Genomic DNA, 15,937 nt, shown 5'->3' with positions numbered 1-15,937 from the left:
CGCACGATGAAATTTGGCGGATTTTCCTTGGCAGCTTGGTCGATGGTCTCTCTTGCCCTACCGGCAATTGCCAGTGCTGCAGAGCCCGCACCACTCGTGGCCACGCCGATTGGATCTCCTGCAGATTGGCTTGCCCCCCAGGACTACCCGGCTGTTGCCTTGCGGTATGACATGGCCGGGGTGACCGCGTTTGCGCTGACGGTGGATACCAGTGGCAAGCCGTCCCGCTGTGATATTGTGAAAAGCAGCGGATTCGATGCGCTCGACAGGGCCACGTGCGAACGTCTCATGGCGAACGCAAAATTCACGCCTCCCCACGATCGCAAGGGAAAGCTGGTCGAAAGCACCTATCGAAACAGCGTGCGATGGGTGATGCCGGACGGGGAACAGACGCCGTTGAGCGAGTCCTTTGGCGCTGCCGTGCTGACCGTCGATCAGTCCGGCAAGATGACGTCGTGCAAAATGGTCATGCAGCTCACGGCCGGGACCGCTCCCCCCAGCGAGAATTCCTGCGGAAACGATGTAAGGCCATCCGAGGCTGCTGCGCTGGAAATACTTGGAAACCATGCGGCGGCCTCCAACGAGGTACAGCTTCAGCAGGCGCTTGCGTTCTCACCCGATCTGCGCACGCGGGCGCTGGCGCCGGTGGCGGGCTATGAACAGCGCGCGCTGAATGTCTATCGTTTTACCGTGACCAAGGACGGCAAAGTTGCACAATGCAGCTATGTGGAACAGCGCGGCATCGATAACTTCGCAGCCGATTTCTGCGGTCAGGTCCGTGAAAGGACATTCGACCCGCCCTTCTCGGCGTACAGCAAAGACGGCGTCGCTGAAGGATGGCATGTGGAGCGGATCTTGCTGAAGACCGGGGGGTAAGCGAAACACGGCCCTCAAAGGGCGCTTTGCTGACGCGCACGTCAGAAAAGCGCCACGCTACTTGGCCTGTCCTACAAGCCGCCACTCCGTTAGAAAAGATGCATTCAAGCCTCTTATCTGTTGTAAAGAAAAGCTATTTTCGCTCTCCATCCCTCGCATCGAACGGTTTCGCTGGCACTGGAGGGACCGGGACATTTCGTCTCTGGACTGTGTAAACCCCGTAAACCCCTTCCAAACATCGAAGCATTCAATTCAAACCGTTGCGCGGGCGCTTTCCTTCCCTCGCAAGGGGTTACAACCGCAGCCCCCGCCCGCTAGGCTGCCTTCATGGCCGGATCGATTGCACCCACCACCGCGCTTTCCGATGCGCTCGTCATCCTCGGCGCGGCGGGGATCGTCATTCCTGCGTTCGCCCGCCTGCGGATCACGCCGATCATCGGCTTCATCCTCGTCGGCCTCGCCGTCGGCCCGTATGGCCTGGGCGCGCTCGTGCCGCGCTATCCCTGGCTCTACCACGTCACCATATCCGATCCGCACGCGATCGAACCCTTCGCCGAATTCGGCATCGTCCTGCTGCTGTTCGAGATCGGGCTGGAGCTGTCGTTCAACCGCCTGTGGTCGATGCGGCGGCTGGTCTTCGGGCTCGGCGCGATCGAGCTGCTGGTGTCCGCGCTGCTCCTCGGCCTGGTCCTGCGCGCCACGGGCGAGACGACGCCCGCCGCGCTCGGGCTCGGCCTTGCGCTCGCGCTGTCGTCGACCGCGCTGGTCCTGCCGATATCGGGCACGCAAGGGCCCGTCGGCCGCGCCGCGCTGTCGATGTTGCTGTTCGAGGACATCGCGCTCGTCCCCATCATCTTCCTCTTGGGCGCGATCGGGCCGATGGCGGCGGCGGGCGGCGGGCCCAGCCTGGTCGATACGCTGTGGAAGGGCGGGCTGGTCGTCCTCGTCCTGCTCGTCGCGGGCAAGCTGCTGCTGCCGCGCCTGTTCGCGCAAGCCGCCAAGACCAAGAGCCCCGAACTGTTCCTTGCCGCCAGCCTGCTCGTGGTCATCGTCGCCGCGCTCGCCACCGGCGCGGTGGGCCTGTCGCCGATCATGGGCGCGCTGCTGGCGGGCCTGCTCATCGCCGAGACCGAATATCACGGCGAGGTCGAGGCGATCACCAAGCCGTTCAAGGGCTTGGCTCTCGGCGTGTTCCTGATCACCATCGGCATGGGCATCAACCTTGCCGTGGTCTGGCGCGATTTCTGGCCGCTGCTGGCGGGCGTTGCCGGGGTGGTGGTGGTCAAGGCGCTGGTGACCACGGTGGCGCTGCGCATCATGGGCAAGCAGCGGGCCACCGCGCTGCAGACCGGCATCCTGATGGCGAGCCCCAGCGAAACGACGCTGATCGTGCTCGGCACCGCCGGCACCGCCGCACTGATCGATGCCGAGACGGCGCAATACTGGCAGATCGTCACCGCCATCGGCCTCACCATCACGCCCCTGCTCGCCAAGCTGGGCGAGATCAGCGGCGCCCGCGTCGAACGTGCCGAGGGCCGCTCTGCCGAGGCCGAGGTGGAGGAACCGGTCGGCGATCGTGCGGTGATCATCGGCTTCGGCCGCGTCGGCCGCCTGATCGGCGAAATGCTCAAGGCGCACGACACGCCCTATATCGGCATAGACAGCGACCCGGCGATGGTCCGCGAGGCGCGCGCTGCCGGGATGCCCGTGCTGTTCGGCAATATCGAGGCGGCAACCGTGGTCGACCGGCTCGACCTCGACCACGCCCGCGCGCTGATCCTGACGATGGACGAACCGGTGCTCGTCTCGCGCATCGTGCGCAAGTTGCGCGCCCGCCGCCCCGACGTGCCGATCATTGTGCGCGCCCGCGATGCGGTCCACGCCGCCGAACTCTACCGCGCCGGAGCGAGCCACGCGGTGCCGGAAACGCTCGAAAGCTCGCTCCAGCTGTCCGAAGCGGTGCTGGTCGATCTGGGCGTGCCGATGGGGCCGGTGATCGCCTCGATCCACGAAAAGCGCGACGAATTGCGCAAGCAGATCATGAAGGATGGCGAGCTGGATGCCATGCCCCGGCTCAAGTCCTCGCGGCTGCGCGAAAGGAACGCCTGACCCGGAACCTGTGTTGAAACGGCCATGAATCAACGCCTTGCCCTTGCCGCCGCGCTGCTGCTCACCGGATGCGAGCGCCACGCCGCGCCCGGTCCCGAGCCGCGCCCCACGGCGCAACCGTCACCCGCTCCGCCGGTCGCATCGGCGCCTGCCCCTTCGCCAACCCCTGCGCCAATGCCCACCGCCGCACCGCTGTCCGCCACCGACCGCCTGATCCTGGGCCAGTGGCGCAAGGCCGCGAACCGGGGCGAATGCGCGCCGCTTCATTTCCGCAGCACCGCCGGCGCTTCGGGCACGCCGCGCCCGGCCCGCTTTTCAGGCGGCTGGGCCGTCGCCTGGGACCAGCCGCAGGTGCGCAGCGCGTTCGGCATCGCCGGGGTGGCGATCCTTCCCGACGATCATGCCTCGGCCGATGCACAGCGCGACCGGCTGGCGCGCCAATGGCAGCACCTGCGCCAGCTCGACACCCTGCCCCAGCCCGCGTTTGCCGGCTATGGCGTCGAAGGCGCGCAGCCCTATCCCGTCACCAATCCGGAGGGCAAAGGCCTCAATTCGCTCGCCTATCTCCGCGTCGGCGGCCAGACCTGCACCTATAACGTGTGGAGCAGGATCAGCCGGGCGCACCTTGAAGCGCTGCTGGAAAATCTGGAACTCCTGCCGACCGGTTGAACGCCCGCTCCACCGCAACCGCCGCCCCCCGCCCCCGCCCAAAGCGTTCGAGCAAGCGAAGGAGTGCGATCATGACCGCCAACCAACGCCCGTCGAACGAACCCGACAAGAACCCTGCCACGCAAGGCGACCAGCCCGACACCGGCGCGATCAAGCGCCCGCAACAGACCGACTGGACGATGGGCGAAAAGGACTTGCCCCGCGGCAGCGAGCCCGAAACCCGCGCGACGAGCGGCAGGCGGCAGTAGCGCTCAGCGCTTTAGGTAGCGGGCGTACCAGGCGGCGAACCGTTCGAGCCGGTCGCGCTGGAAGCTTGGCCGGACAAGCCCGTGCGTCTCGTCCGGATAGGCCACAAGCTGGGTTGGCACGCCGAGCAGCCGCAGCGCCTGGTACATCTGTTGCCCGCCCGCGATCGGCACATTGTCGTCGGCCGTTCCGCCCATGAACAGCGTCGGCGTTTTGATACGGTCGGCCTTGAGCAGGGGTTCGGAAAACTTGATCCACAGGTCCGGCCGCTCCCACGGCGCACCGATTTCCTGCGCATATTGCTGCACGTATTCGTCCACGCCGAACAGCGCCAGGATATTGCCTTCGCCCGCGCCGCTGAACGCCGCCTTGAAGCGGTTGTCGCGCACGATCAGGAAGTCGGTCAGGATGCCGCCATAGCTCCATCCGCCCACGCCAAGCCGATCGGGATCGGCAAGGCCGGATGACACGGCCCAATCGACCGCCGTGTGCAGGTCCAGCACGTCCTTGTTGCCCCAGTCCGCCGCAAGCGTGTGGGCATAGGCATCGCCGCGCCCCGAACTGCCGCGATAATTGACCGACAGCACGGCATAGCCTTGCGCTGAAAGCCACTGCCGCATCAGGCTGTATCCGTCGGTCCCATGCGCATCCTGCCCGTTCGGACCACCGTGGATCCACAGCACTGCGGGATAGCGGGTGCCCGCAGCGTAGCCTGCCGGGAGCGTGACCATCCCGTGCACATCGTTGCCGTCGCTGGCCTTGGCGGAGAAATCGCGCACCGGCGCCCAGGCAATCTTCTGCGCAAGCGCGGCGTTGTGGCTGGTCAGCGCGCGCATCTTTCCGCCCGCCAGCGCATAGACCTCGGCGGGCGCGGTATCGCTGCTGGCGATCACCGCGCGGCCAGCCGATCCCGCCTCCTCGCCGCACTGCGCCGTCACGCCCAGCGCGCCGTCGCTGGCGCGTTGCAGCTTGCCGCTGCGATCGACGATCGCGGGCAGCTCGCGCCGGTCTTCGCTGACGATCACGGCGATACGCCCGCCGGTCATCGCCACCGGCTGCGATACGAACAGGTTGTCTGTCGATGGCACCAGCTGCGTCTGCCCGGTCGCCACGTCGGTCCGGGCAAGGTGCGGCTGGGCATATTGCGCGACCTTGGGCGATGCCGTTCCGATCAGGTGGGAGATGGTCCTGCCATCGGCCGACCAGACCAGCGCCTGCCCCGCTACCCCGGGGACCTTCGCCACCAGCCGGGCCGCCCCGCCGCTCGCCGGCATGACATAGAGCCACTGCGTCGCAGGCGCTGCCGGGTCCATCGCGTGATCGACGAAATAGGCGATCTGCGAACCATCGGGCGACCATTCCGCCGCGCTTTCGTCGCTCGCCCCGCTCGGCGTCAGTTGCGTTGCCTTGCCGCTCGCAACATCGAGCGCGTGAAGGTGGCTGTGGCTTTCGGCGACGAGGAAGCCGCTGCCATCACGCTTGAACAGCACATCGTCGACCACCACCGGGCGCGGGCGATCCTTGTCGTCCTCGGGCCCGTCGGGCACCGGATCGGTCTTGGTCAGCAGGATCGTGCGGCTGTCGGGCGACCAGCGATAGTCGACAATATCGCCCTTCACCTCGCCGAGCTTGCGTGCCTCGCCCCCGCGCCGGTCGAGCAGCCAGAGCTGCGCCAGCTTGTCGTCACCCCGCTTCGACAGGAACGAGATCCAGCGCCCGTCGGGGCTGAACGCGGGCGCGCTGGAGCTTTCGTCCTCGCCGGTCAGCCGCAGCGGCTCGCCACCCGTCAGCGAAGCCAGCCACACCGCATCGCGGCGCTTGTCCTTCTTCGCATCGACGCTGTTGACGGTGTAGAGCGCGCTGCGCCCGTCGGCCGAACACTGCAGCGCGGACAGGCGCTTGACCGCCATGATATCATCGATGGTGATGGGCCTGGGCGCTTCCGCCGCCAGCGCCAGACCGGCAAGGCCCGACAATCCCGTCGCCGCCGCCCCCAGCGCCAGCGCCACCCGCAAACCCGCACCCGACCGCCGCATGACCCGCCTCCCTGCTGCCTCCGCAACAGGGCTAACCGCTCCGCCAACACGCCGCAATCGCCCCCGCCAAAAAGGGCAGAAGGCAGAGGGCCGCGCCAACGAGCCCGAAACGGTCAGAAGTCAATCGACAGGAATAGCCCAGCTGACTGTCTTGGCTAGGTAACGAAGGCCTTGGAAGGCCGGCGTTCCGGGCGCGAAATCAAAGCGTGCGCCGCGCATCATTGCCATGCACGTGGTATTGGCGAGGTAGGAGCCGTTGCTCGATTCAACCGGCCTGCAACTTCCCGGTTTGCCATCACGCGAAAAGCCAATCCACACGCGCACCTTTGCCCCGATGTTCGCCCGCAGCGCGCGCGCGGGGTAGTCACCACTCTGCAGCGAAATGCGCGCATTTCCCATTTCATTGCCGAGCTGCAGGTCGGCTGCCGGGTCTCCGAGCGCGCTGGTCACCGGCCCGTCGTTACGCGGCATGTCAGCGCCGATATCGCGGCGATAGCCTGCAGGTGCCGCGAAGTCTGGCGCCACGGCAATTTCGAAATCGCCGAGTCCGGGCACAAGCTCTCGACCGGGCTTGCCTGCAGCCAACCAGGCCGCACACATGGCTGCGCGGTCCTCGTCGGCAAGGTCAAGTGTGAAGACGTTGCACGTCCCGTCCGGCTTCTGCTTGAAAACGGCAAAGCCGTTGCCGCCCACCAGTGAGCCGAACCGTATCGGCTGTGCCGGATGGTACGTTTGCCGCGCGCTGGCACTCACTCGCAGGCGCACCTTGGCGGGAAGCTCGAGACCGGGCTGCTGCCCGAACCGAGCGCCTGCCAACGCCACGCGGCAAAGGTCTTGCGCCGCCGGATTGTGCGGCACGCCTTGCGCCTCCTGGCAGGAGACGACGGCACCGCCGGGCGCACCGACCATGTCGACCGTTGCCGATTGCGCCGCAAGTTTTGCATCGAGCGCCTGAAGAGCGGCATCCTGCCCGACGAAATCAAGTGCGCCGCCGCCATCGAGATCCCATGTCGTGGCGTGCTCGGGCGCGAGCCTGGGCCAGCGCCTGCCCAGCGGCAAGCGCGATCCCCGCTGCCGCGACGGCAATGCGCCAGCCTATCACCCCGCCAGCACGCCCTTCGTCGCAGCGATAGCGTCAGCCGCCTTGCTGCCATCCGGGCCGCCGCCCTGCGCCATGTCGGGACGGCCGCCGCCGCCCTTGCCGCCCAGCGCTTCGACGCCGGCGCGGACGAGGTCGACCGCGCTCACCTTGCCGGCAAGGTCTTCGGTCACGGCGGCGGCGATGCTCGCCTTGCCGTCGTTGACCGCCACGATCACCGCCACGCCCGAGCCCATGCGCTGCTTGGCCTGGTCAAGCAGGCCGCGCAGTTCCTTGGGGTCCAGCCCTTCGAGCACCTGGCCTGAAAACTTCACGCCGCCCACGTCCTCGTCCGCAGCCGCAGCCGCCGAACCGCCGCCGCCAAGCGCCAGCGCCTTCTTCGCTTCGGCGAGCTCGCGCTCCAGCTTGCGGCGTTCGTCGAGCAGCGCGGCGACGCGCGCCTCCACCTCGTCGGGCGTGGTGCGCAGCAGGCTGGCGGTGCCCTTCAGCTTGTCCTCGCGATCGACCAGCCACTGGCGCGCGCCTTCGCCGGTCAGCGCCTCGATCCGGCGCACGCCCGACGATACCGCGCTTTCCGAAACGATGCGGAACACGCCGATATCGCCGAGCGCGCGCACGTGGGTGCCGCCACACAGTTCGACCGAATAGTGCTTGTCGGTCTGGCGGCCCATGCTGAGCACGCGGACTTCGTCGCCATACTTTTCGCCGAACAGCGCCATCGCGCCCGCCTCGATCGCCTCGTCCGGGCTCATCAGGCGGGTGGTGACCGCCTCGTTGGCGCGGATTTCCGCGTTCACTTCGGCTTCGATCGCGGCGATGTCCTCCGCCGTCAGCGCGGTCGGCTGCGAGAAGTCGAACCGCAGGCGATCGGCCGAAACCATCGAGCCCTTCTGCGTGACGTGGTGGCCCAGGCGATGGCGCAATGCGGCGTGCAGCAGGTGCGTGGCCGAATGGTTGGCGCGCGTGGCATCGCGCCGCTCGACATCGACCGCCAGCAGCACGGCATCACCAACCTTGACGGTGCCCGCTTCCACCTTGCCCTGGTGCGCGTGAAGGCGGCCCAGCGGCTTGGACGTATCGCCGACGACGATCTTCAGGCCTTCGTTGGTGGAGATCGTGCCGGTATCGCCCATCTGGCCGCCGCTCTCGCCATAGAACGGGGTCTGGTTGGTGAGGATGACGACCTCTTCGCCAACGCCCGCCTCGGCCACTTCCTTGCCGTCCTTGACCAGCGCCACGACCACGCCTTCGCCGGTGGTGGCGGTGTAGCCGGTGAATTCGGTGGCGCCGTGGCGTTCGGCGATGTCGAACCAGACTTCGCTGTCGGCCGCCTGCCCGCTGCCCTTCCACGCCGCGCGCGCCGCCGCCTTCTGCTGCGCCATCGCCGCATCGAAGCCATCGCGATCGACCGAGATGCCGCGCGCACGCAGCGCGTCTTCGGTCAGGTCGTAGGGGAAGCCGTAGGTGTCGTAGAGGCGGAACGCGGTTTCGCCGGGCAGCTTGTCACCTTCGCCCAGCGTGCCGGTCGCTTCGTCGAGCAGCTTCAGGCCGTTCGACAGCGTGCGGCGGAACTGCACTTCCTCGCGAAGCAGCGTTTCCTCGATCAGCGGCTGCGCGCGGCCCAGTTCCGGATAGGCCTGGCCCATTTCGGTGACCAGCGCGCCGACGAGGCGGTGCATCAGCGGGTCTTTCGCGCCCAGCAGATGCGCGTGGCGCATGGCGCGGCGCATGATGCGGCGCAGGACATAGCCGCGGCCTTCGTTGCTCGGCAGCACGCCGTCGGCCAGCAGGAAGCTGGTCGAACGCAGGTGGTCGGCGATCACGCGGTGGCTGGCGGTCTGCTCGCCTTCGGCCTTCACGCCGGTCAGGCTCTCGCTCGCGGCGATCAGCGCGCGGAACGTGTCGATGTCGTAGTTGTCGTGTTCGCCCTGCATCACCGCGGCGATGCGTTCCAGGCCCATGCCGGTGTCGATGCTGGGCTTGGGCAGGTTGCCGACGATTTCGCCCGCCGCCTGCTCGAACTGCATGAACACCAGGTTCCAGATCTCGATGAAGCGGTCGCCGTCCTCGTCCGCCGATCCCGGAGGACCGCCCCAGATGTGGTCGCCGTGGTCGTAGAAGATTTCCGAGCACGGCCCGCACGGGCCTTCATCGCCCATCGCCCAGAAGTTGTCCTTGGTGGGGATGCGGATGATGCGGTCTTCGGAAAGCCCGGCGATCTTCTGCCACAGGCCGAAGGCTTCGTCGTCGGTGTGGTAGACGGTGACGAGCAGCTTGTCCTTGGGCAGGCCCCATTCCCGCGTCAGCAAGGTCCAGGCGTGGGTGATCGCCTGTTCCTTGAAATAATCGCCGAAGCTGAAATTGCCCAGCATCTCGAAGAAGGTGTGGTGGCGCGCGGTGTAGCCCACATTGTCGAGATCGTTGTGCTTGCCGCCGGCGCGGACGCACTTCTGCGACGATGTGGCGCGCGAGGTGGCGCGCGTCTCAAGCCCCGTGAACACGTTCTTGAACGGCACCATGCCGGCGTTCACGAACATCAGCGTGGGATCGTTGTAGGGGACCAGCGGCGCGGATTGCACGACCTCGTGCCCGGCCGAGCCGAAGTATTCGAGGAAGGAGCGGCGGATTTCGTTCGTCGACGTCATGGCACGCGAATTAGGCGAGCACTTGGCGCGGAACAAGCACGATTCATCGTCCCCGCATTCATCCTGCCGCGTGATCGGCGATGGCGGTCACCAGCCACGCCGCTGCGGGGAAGATCACCTGCCCACCGGCAAGGCGCGACCGGACGAGTTCGTCGAGCTTGGCTTCGAACGAGGCGCGCGCCGTGCGCGGCAGATTGCGGATCGCTGCGGCGGCGGGGCCGATTCGCTGGAAGAAGGCGAGCGCGTCCTCGACCGGAGCTTCGCCACTGCCGGCGACGTAGGTGAAGTCCACCGGGGTGAATTCGATGTCGCGCCATCCGGCCAGCGCGCGGCGGACGCGTTCCGGATCGGCGAAGGCGAAAGGGCCGGGCGGCGGATCGAACGCCGCTGGTGATGGGGAAGTTGGCACGGGAGGGGCGGGCGGCAGCAGGCGGGCGATATCCGCTGCCCAGGCATTTTCGGCCGCCGAGCGGAAGCAGGTGAAGACGAGCCGGGCCTGCGGTGCGGCAACCGCGGCGAGGTGCGCGAAGGCAGCAGCGGGATCGTCGAAGAACATCACGCCGTGGCGTGAAACGAGCAGGTCCGGCTTGCCCGCGGTATCGGCCCAGCGCGCGGCATCGCCCTGTTCGAACCAGAGGTTGCCCAGCCCTTCCCCGCGCGACCGCGCCACGGCCAGCAGCGGGGCGGAAAGATCGAGGCCGATGACGGTCGCCTGCGGCCGCGCGCGGGCGAGCGACAGCGCGATTTCGCCTGCGCCGCAGCCGATGTCGAGCACGCGGTTAGCGGGATGCGCCAGCGCTGCTTCGAGCAGGCGGGGGGTGAGCGCGGCGAACGAGCGGTCGGTGCGCCGCCATTCCGCGGCCCAGCTGGTCCCGACGCTGCCCTCCCAATCCCCGGCGCTTGTCATGGCCGGCAGGCTAGGCGCAGCGGTGCTGGCGGGCAAGCGGGGATGGTTCCGCTCTGAAGCAAGGCGGTGTGTAGGTCTGCGGGCCGTCCCGCGCGTACAGCGGAGGGATCGAGCATAGGCAGGAGCCGCGTCCGCGCCAAAGGAAAAGCGGCGCGTTCCGCCCGTGGAACGCGCCGCCCCCTTGTTCGGCGATCAGGCGTGCTGGCCCGGACGATGCCCGGCCCCGCGCCCCGCCTGAAGATCAGACGTCGTCGTCCGCGTCCGGACCGGCCATCAGACCTTCGGAGACCTGCTCGGTGCGGCTGCGGATCGCAGCTTCGAGCCGGTCGCAAACTTCCTTGTGTTCGCGCAGGTAGTTCTTCGCGTTTTCACGCCCCTGCCCGATGCGGATGCTGTCGTAGCTGAACCAGGCGCCCGACTTTTCGACGAGGCCGGCCTTGACGCCCAGATCGAGGATCTCGCCGATCTTGGAGATGCCTTCGCCGTACATGATGTCGAATTCGACCTGCCGGAACGGCGGGGCGACCTTGTTCTTCACGACCTTCACGCGGGTGGCGTTGCCGGTGATCTCGTCACGATCCTTGATCTGCCCGGTGCGGCGGATGTCGAGACGGACCGAGGCGTAGAACTTGAGCGCGTTGCCGCCCGTCGTCGTCTCGGGATTGCCGTACATCACGCCGATCTTCATGCGCAGCTGGTTGATGAAGATCACCATGCAGCGCGAGCGGCTGATCGAGCCGGTCAGCTTGCGCAAGGACTGCGACATCAGGCGAGCCTGCAGGCCGACGTGGCTGTCGCCCATCTCGCCTTCGATTTCGGCGCGGGGGACGAGCGCGGCGACCGAGTCCACCACCAGCACGTCGATCGCGTTCGAGCGCACCAGCGTATCGGTGATCTCGAGCGCCTGTTCGCCGGTGTCGGGCTGCGAGACGATCAGGTTGTCGATATCGACGCCCAGCTTCTTGGCATAGACCGGATCGAGCGCGTGTTCGGCATCGACGAACGCTGCCGTGCCGCCGTTCTTCTGCGCTTCGGCGATCACGTGCAGCGCAAGCGTGGTCTTGCCCGAGCTTTCCGGCCCGTAAACTTCGATCACGCGGCCACGTGGCAGGCCACCGACGCCAAGCGCGATGTCCAGACCGAGCGACCCGGTCGAAATCGCTTCGACCTGCATCGCTTCCTTCTGGCCCAGCCGCATGGCCGAACCCTTGCCGAATGCCCGGTCGATCTGGGCCAGGGCCGCATCGAGCGCCTTCTGACGGTCCATGTCCTTGTCTTTACCTTCCTGAATGAGCTTGAGCTGCGCCGCCATGGCTTTGCTTCCCCTTGCCTAAAGATGGCTCACACGAACCGTCAACACTGGCTTTGTATGCATTTTGTTCTCATGGAACAAGAGGGGAACGGAAATTTCCCGCCATTTTCGCGCGATTACCCCCTAAAGCTCTGCGCCAACGCCGCTTTTTCGGGGCGAGCGCGCCGGAAGGACGTTGGAATCCGGGTGGGCTTTTCCACCGATTCCTTCCAACATGGCGGCATCGGTGTGGCGCCCTGGCGCCCGCAACAATCGCGCGGCGGTCAGTCGCCGCGCAGCACGTCTTCCACCGCCGCCACGATCTGCGCCACGCTGAACGGCTTGGCCAGGAAGTGCATGTTGGGGATGTCGATCTCGCGCCGCAGCTGTTCCTCGGCATAGCCCGACATGAACAGGATCGGCATGTCCGCGCGCAGGCGGCGGATCTCGCGCGCCATCGTCGGGCCGTCCATGCTGGGCATGACGACGTCGGACACGATCATGTCGACATCCTCGCCCGCCGCCATGATCCGCTGCAAGGCCTCGAGCCCTTCCTCGCCATCGGCGGCCGTGGTCACCTCGTAGCCCTGGCGCACCAGCGCGCGTTCGGCCACGGCGCGGACGGTGTCCTCGTCCTCCACCAGCAGGATGCGCCCGCCGCCGCTCCATTCGCTGCGCCGTCCTTCGGGCTTCGGCCTGGCGGCTTCGGCCTGCTCGACCGCGTCGGGCACGTGGACCGGCAGGTAGATGGTAAAGCGCGTGCCCTTGCCCACCTCGCTCGAAGCGAAGATGAACCCGCCCGACTGCTTGACGATGCCGTACACGGTCGAAAGGCCAAGGCCGGTGCCCTTGCCCTTGTCCTTGGTGGTGAAGAACGGCTCGAAGATCTTGCCGATCAGGTTGGGCTTGATGCCGTGGCCGGTGTCCTCGACGATCAGCGCGGTATAGTCGCCGATCGGCAGGATCTCGCTCTTCATCGCGCGCACGTCGCCGGCCGTCACGCGCCGGGTCATCAGCCGCAGCGTGCCGCCGCCCTTGATGTCGGCCATCGCATCGCGCGCGTTCACGGCAAGGTTGAGCAGCACCTGTTCGAGCTGCACCGGGTCTGCCCGAACGAAGCCCAGATCGCGATCGTGGGTGACTTCCAGGCTGATCTTTTCGCCGAGCAGGCGCTTGAGCAGGGTCGAAACCTCGGCCACCACGTCGGGCAGCTGCAGCACTTCGGGGCGCAGCGTCTGCTGGCGCGAAAAGGCGAGCAGCTGGCGGGTGAGCGAGGCGGCGCGGTTCGAATTCGCCTTGATCTGCTGGATGTCGTCGTAATCGCTGTCGCCCGGGGTGTGACGCATCAGCATGAGATCGCAATAGCCGATGATCGCGGTCAGCACGTTGTTGAAATCGTGCGCCACGCCGCCGGCCAGCTGGCCCACTGCCTGCATCTTGGTCGCCTGCGCGATCTCGCGCTTGAGGCGGGTTTCCTCGGTCGAATCCTTGAGGCTCAGCAGCACCGCCCCTTCGCCCAGCCCCCGCACTGCCGCCATGTTGAGCGAGACCGGCTCTTCGGGCGCGGCGCGCAGGCGCACGGCGACGTCGCCCGATGTCGGCGCGCCTTGTGCATAGCGGCGCACCGCATCGGCCAGCGCGCCCTTGTCTTCGCGGATGACGAGGTCGGACGGGTACGGCGGCGGCAAATTGGGGTCCTCGTGCCCGGCGGCGCGCAGGAAGGCGCGGTTGGCGAAGAGGAAGCGGCCGTCGCGATCGGTCATGGCAAGGCCCAGCGGCAGCCGCGCCAGCAGCGCTTCCACCTGCGGCAGCCCGGCGCGCGGATCGCCGATGCCGCCCTGATCGTCGAGCAGCAGGAACAGCGACGGCACCGCGGTCGGATCGATCGCGTCCGAAACGTCGGGATCGGCAACGGGCACGTGGACGAAGCGCACCGGCGCGCCCTTGGCGCCTTCGCGCGCATAGTAGATGCGTTCGTGCTCGTCCGAGCAGAACCACGAGACGAAGTCGGTGCCGACCAGGTCCGCCGTCTCGCGGCCCGAAGCGCGCGCGGCAAAGGCGCCGTTGGCAGCCAGCACCTGCCCGTCGGGCGCGACCAGCGCGCATTGCAGCGCTTCGCGGCTCAGCGCGCGGCCGAGCTTGCCGGCGACATGCGCGGCCATCTCGGTCACCGGATCGTCGTCGCTCGCCGGCACGAAGCGCCAGACCAGGTGGTTCTCGCCCCGGCCCGCGCGCCGCACGTCGAGCGAGAGCCCTCCGAGCGACCCGGGAATCAGCGCCACCCGTGCCGCGCCATCGCGCCACGCCGTGCGCGCCGCGTTGTCGATGCCTTCGCGGGCCGGTGCATCGAGCTGCAGGCTCGGCGGCGCAACGCTTGCATCGAACCATTCCATATAGCGCGTGCTGGCGCAGACCAGCCGGCCGGCGCGGTCGGTGATCGCCACCGCTTCGTCGTCACGGTCGATCGCGGTGAAGGTGACCGACCAGTCGGGCGCGGCAAAATCGGGCACTTCGGCTTCGGGCCGCAGCCGCAGCACGGCGAGCACCAGCGCGCCGACCAGCACGATCCCCGAAAGAAAGGCGATGGCGGCCACCGCCTCGCCCGAAACCCACCACAACAGGCCGGCGCTTGCCAGGATGCCGAGCGCGATCGCGGCAAAGTCCTTCCACGGCAGACGCCTGCCGTCGGGTTCGGCCGAGAGCAACGCCCCCTCGCTGCGATACGTCGTCGTCACCCCTGCCCCGCTTTCAATCCTGCTCACGCGGGCCATACCCCCTCCGGCCCGGCGGTCACTCCGGAAAGTCCCTTGCCTGCGCCCGCATCAGCCGGGTGCGCCGCTTGTGCGCGGTCCACCACCGCCAGCCGATCGCCGTGACGACATAACCGAGCGCGGCGCTGGCCAGCGAGATCACGCCAAGGCCGATCACCAGCGACGGCGCGGCATCGGTGCCCAACCAGGCGAGCCATTCGCCCACGCCTGCCCCTTTGGACACGAGCGTGGTGATCGTCGAGAGATCGGCGTGGAAACCGAAGCGGTTGCCCACCCAGATCGCGCCGGGAAGGAACACGAACAGCGTCGTCGGCGGAATCGAGATGAACGTCATCAGCGCCGCGATCGGGATGTTGCCGCGAAACGGCAGGCACATCAGCGCCGCACCCACGATCTGCACGCCCGGAATCATCGCGAAGATGCCGATGAACAGGCCGACCGCCACCCCCCGCGGCACCGAACGGCGGGTGAACCGCCACAGTTCGTGCCGCGCGGCGAGCGGGCGCGCCAGGGGCATGCGCTCCATCTGTTCGCGCGTGGGCATGTTGGCCCGGGCCCAGTTGGCGATTCTCGTCTGCATCTCGTCCCGCAAGGTTAGCGGCGTGTCACCGTCCCGTCACGGAACGATTGCGCCTCTATCGATCCGCCGTGGCTACCCGCGCGGAGCTTACGCCGAAGTGAAGCGCGGGGTGGAAAGCCAACTTATTCCTTGCCGTGTTCGCGCATGATGCGCGCCTTGTCGCGCTTCCAGTCGCGTTCCTTGATCGTGGCGCGCTTGTCGGCTGCGTTCTTGCCCTTGGCGAGCGCCAGCTCCACCTTGGCTCGGCCGCGACCGTTGAAATAGATCGACAGCGGCACCAGCGTCATGCCCTTGCGTTCCACCGCGCCGTGGAACTTGTCGATCTCGCGCTCCTTCAGCAGCAGCTTGCGCGGCCGCCGGGGCACGTGGTTGAAGCGGTTGCCGTGGCTGAATTCGGGCACGTTGGAATTGACCAGCCAGACTTCGCCGCCCTTCACCTCGGCATAGGATTCGGCAATCGAGCCTTCGCCAAAGCGCAAGGACTTCACCTCGGTGCCGGTCAGCACGATGCCCGCCTCGTAGACGTCCTCGATATAGTATTCGAACCGCGCGCGACGGTTCTCGGCGACGATCTTCTTCTTGTCGAAGGCTGCGGGGGTAGGGCGTGCCATGGTCGCCGCCATGTAGGGTGTGCCCCGGCAAAAGGGAAGCGGGGCGCCTGCAATGACTTGCGCGATCCGGGCCCGCCCGCATGACCGAAGTTTCAGG

At 67.4% G+C, this 15,937-nt stretch carries 12 protein-coding genes; 4 read left to right on the top strand and 8 right to left on the bottom strand.

Annotated features, from left to right (window positions below; all coding sequences use genetic code 11):
- Positions 1-6: 6 nt before the first annotated feature.
- The 4 genes from AACH40_RS05065 to AACH40_RS05050 all read left to right on the top strand — a co-directional run bounded on the left by AACH40_RS05065 (position 7) and on the right by AACH40_RS05050 (position 3,902).
- The gene (locus AACH40_RS05065; RefSeq protein WP_338644452.1) at positions 7-876 is read left to right on the top strand and encodes an energy transducer TonB; all 870 of its coding nucleotides are present in this window, start codon (positions 7-9) and stop codon (positions 874-876) included.
- A gap of 327 nt (positions 877-1,203) precedes the next feature.
- The gene (locus AACH40_RS05060) at positions 1,204-2,985 is read left to right on the top strand and encodes a cation:proton antiporter (RefSeq protein WP_338644451.1); all 1,782 of its coding nucleotides are present in this window, start codon (positions 1,204-1,206) and stop codon (positions 2,983-2,985) included.
- Positions 2,986-3,009: 24 nt separating this feature from the next.
- Positions 3,010-3,654: a hypothetical protein gene (locus tag AACH40_RS05055; protein ID WP_338644450.1), complete on the top strand. Its 645-nt coding sequence runs from the start codon at positions 3,010-3,012 to the stop codon at positions 3,652-3,654.
- Positions 3,655-3,725: 71 nt separating this feature from the next.
- Positions 3,726-3,902, top strand: coding sequence for a hypothetical protein (locus AACH40_RS05050; protein ID WP_338644449.1), 177 nt, complete (start codon positions 3,726-3,728; stop codon positions 3,900-3,902).
- A 3-nt stretch (positions 3,903-3,905) separates the two neighbouring features.
- Here AACH40_RS05050 and AACH40_RS05045 read toward each other — a convergent pair whose 3' ends face one another.
- The 8 genes from AACH40_RS05045 to smpB all read right to left on the bottom strand — a co-directional run bounded on the left by AACH40_RS05045 (position 3,906) and on the right by smpB (position 15,840).
- Entirely contained in the window at positions 3,906-5,936 is a 2,031-nt protein-coding gene (locus AACH40_RS05045; RefSeq protein WP_338644448.1) for a S9 family peptidase, read from the bottom strand.
- Between the two features lie 120 nt (positions 5,937-6,056).
- A complete protein-coding gene (locus AACH40_RS05040; RefSeq protein ID WP_338644447.1) occupies positions 6,057-6,995 on the bottom strand; it encodes an energy transducer TonB in 939 nt (312 codons plus the stop codon).
- Positions 6,996-7,034: 39 nt separating this feature from the next.
- Positions 7,035-9,680: an alanine--tRNA ligase gene (alaS, locus tag AACH40_RS05035; RefSeq protein WP_338644446.1), complete on the bottom strand. Its 2,646-nt coding sequence runs from the start codon at positions 9,678-9,680 to the stop codon at positions 7,035-7,037.
- Positions 9,681-9,738: 58 nt separating this feature from the next.
- Entirely contained in the window at positions 9,739-10,587 is an 849-nt protein-coding gene (locus tag AACH40_RS05030; protein ID WP_338644445.1) for a class I SAM-dependent methyltransferase, read from the bottom strand.
- 241 nt (positions 10,588-10,828) lie between these two features.
- Positions 10,829-11,899, bottom strand: a complete 1,071-nt coding sequence (recA, locus tag AACH40_RS05025) for a recombinase RecA (protein ID WP_169492573.1) — start codon at positions 11,897-11,899, stop codon at positions 10,829-10,831.
- A gap of 263 nt (positions 11,900-12,162) precedes the next feature.
- Positions 12,163-14,631: an ATP-binding protein gene (locus AACH40_RS05020; protein ID WP_422394897.1), complete on the bottom strand. Its 2,469-nt coding sequence runs from the start codon at positions 14,629-14,631 to the stop codon at positions 12,163-12,165.
- Positions 14,632-14,668: 37 nt separating this feature from the next.
- Complete coding sequence (locus AACH40_RS05015) at positions 14,669-15,229, bottom strand: DUF2062 domain-containing protein (protein ID WP_338644444.1); 561 nt, start codon at positions 15,227-15,229, stop codon at positions 14,669-14,671.
- 122 nt (positions 15,230-15,351) lie between these two features.
- Positions 15,352-15,840, bottom strand: a complete 489-nt coding sequence (smpB, locus tag AACH40_RS05010; RefSeq protein ID WP_169492570.1) for an SsrA-binding protein SmpB — start codon at positions 15,838-15,840, stop codon at positions 15,352-15,354.
- Positions 15,841-15,937: the final 97 nt, after the last annotated feature.

Source organism: Novosphingobium olei (assembly GCF_037076535.1).
Classification (GTDB): domain Bacteria; phylum Pseudomonadota; class Alphaproteobacteria; order Sphingomonadales; family Sphingomonadaceae; genus Novosphingobium; species Novosphingobium olei.
This window is presented reverse-complemented; position numbering and strand designations above follow the sequence as displayed.